This is a genomic window from Paenibacillus sp. MSJ-34 (genome assembly GCF_018918005.1).
GTDB lineage: Bacteria > Bacillota > Bacilli > Paenibacillales > Paenibacillaceae > MSJ-34.
Genome location: NZ_JAHLPR010000113.1, coordinates 1 through 1,874, shown reverse-complemented (window position 1 = coordinate 1,874; position 1,874 = coordinate 1). Strand labels below are relative to the sequence as shown.

Genomic DNA, 1,874 nt, shown 5'->3' with positions numbered 1-1,874 from the left:
CTCATCAAACCGTACGTGAGGTTTTCCCTCATACGGCTTTCCGATGTTCGTCATCATGAGCATGCAGATTACAAGAGCGTTTTAAGTCCATATTGAATAGACAAAGACTTCACTTCGCGCAGCGAACTCAACCATCGTCTGCGTTTGTGTTTCTTAGCATACCACTTCGCAAACCGCTGCCGGATATACCAATCCAACTTCGCCATCTTCCTCTGGCTGTAAGCTGTGTAGTAGTAATTGCGCCAGCCTTGAATCTTTGGATTCAGGTACTCCACGTGCTCTTCGAAACTCAGGCGTCGCATACCTGGCGGAGCTAATCGCTCTTTTACCCCTTCCCGTATTCGCTCTTCCGCCTTCCGGCACAACCACTGCTGGGTTGTGTAGTACAGTTGGCCTTTGGATGTTTCGGCCTTCGTCTTTCGATGATGCATGCCCAGAAAATCGAAGCCTTCTTCCCCAGTCCAAAGTCCAACGATGCGCGTTTTCGTGGGGTGCAGGGTTAATTCCAGGCGTTCCATAATCGCTCGTATGAGTTCATAGGCCCGCTGTGCGTCCTTCTTCGTCTTGCAGATGATCACCAGATCATCTGCATAACGCGTCAGTTCCCCAAGCTTACCGCCATGTCGTTCCCACAGAAGATCAAAGTAATTCAGGTAGATGTTCGCCAGCAGTGGTGAGATCACTCCCCCTTGCGGTGTACCCAAGTCTGAGCGTCGGATGTTTCCTTCTTCCATCACTCCCGCACCTAACCACTTCCTCACCAACTTCAAGATTCGCCTGTCACTGATCCGCATTTCGATCAGCTTCATCAGTTTCTCCTGATTGATGTTGTCGAAGTAGCCTTGGATGTCGACGTCGACCACCCAATTTCCTTTGCGGTTGCATGCTTTCCGGATTCGCTCCAACGCCTGTTTCGCGCTCCGCTTAGGCCGAAAACCGAAAGACGTGTCCTGAAAATCCGCCTCGAAAATGGGTTCCATGACGAGTTTGGTCGCCATCTGGATGACGCGGTCTCTCACCGTCGGGATCCCCAGCGGTCGCAGTTTGCCATCTTTCTTCGGGATGTAGTGGCGTCTAACGGGTTGTGGATGGTACTTCCCTTCTTTCAGTAGCCGTTGACATTCAAGCACAAAACGCATTTCTCCCTGTTTCTCGATGTCTGCCAACGTCTCTCCATCCACTCCTGCCGAGCCCTCGTTGGCTCGTACCCTTCGCCACGCTTCCCATAAGATGTCTACCCGATAGACCTTGTCGTACAGCGCGTGAAATCTTCGCTTCTTGTTCTCCTTGGCCGCATGACCGAGTTTCCCTTGGAGTTGTTGAACGTTTTCCTCTGGTGTTGTTAGCCGTTTGGCATTCACTGACTCGTACCTCCTCAAGAAACTTGAACAAAGCAGGGCTCCTTCCCTCCCGCAGGTTGTGTTGTCCTGCGTTCCACGGTACTATGAGCCCCTCGGACTCCCTTCCTGCAGACCGTTCACTTCACCTCTGGGGCTTATAGAAGGCCTCTTTACGGTTTCTGCAACCGTGCAGGGGAGGGCCTCCCCAGTTCACTGCATCCTCTTTCATACCATGCCGTTCCCTCTACGCCGGAGGATTCTTCACTGCCGCTCCAAGTTCTAGGCAGCTTCCATGGCCTTCGTCCATGTACGCGGGACTCGGCTTCCTCTTTTCCCTCTTGCGAGGCCTTTTTGACGACGCGGCAGGATTCACTTTCATGTTACGGCCTGGTATGTTGCTCGCCCTGCCTCTGACAGGTACTTTCGTCGATACGCTTCTACGTACAGATTTCGCCATACGTAGGTATCCTAGCTACGCGGGGGCTTGGCCCTTCCCGCGACCGGACTTTCACCGGCTAGAAGATGCGTGCTTAG

At 52.8% G+C, this 1,874-nt stretch carries 1 protein-coding gene; it reads right to left on the bottom strand.

What is annotated here, in order from left to right; genetic code table 11:
* Nucleotides 1-68: 68 nt before the first annotated feature.
* Nucleotides 69-1,361 carry a group II intron reverse transcriptase/maturase gene (ltrA, locus tag KQI79_RS27210; RefSeq protein ID WP_216541457.1) on the bottom strand — a complete coding sequence of 431 codons (1,293 nt, stop codon included), beginning with the start codon at nucleotides 1,359-1,361 and terminating at the stop codon, nucleotides 69-71.
* Between the last annotated feature and the right edge of the window lie 513 nt (nucleotides 1,362-1,874).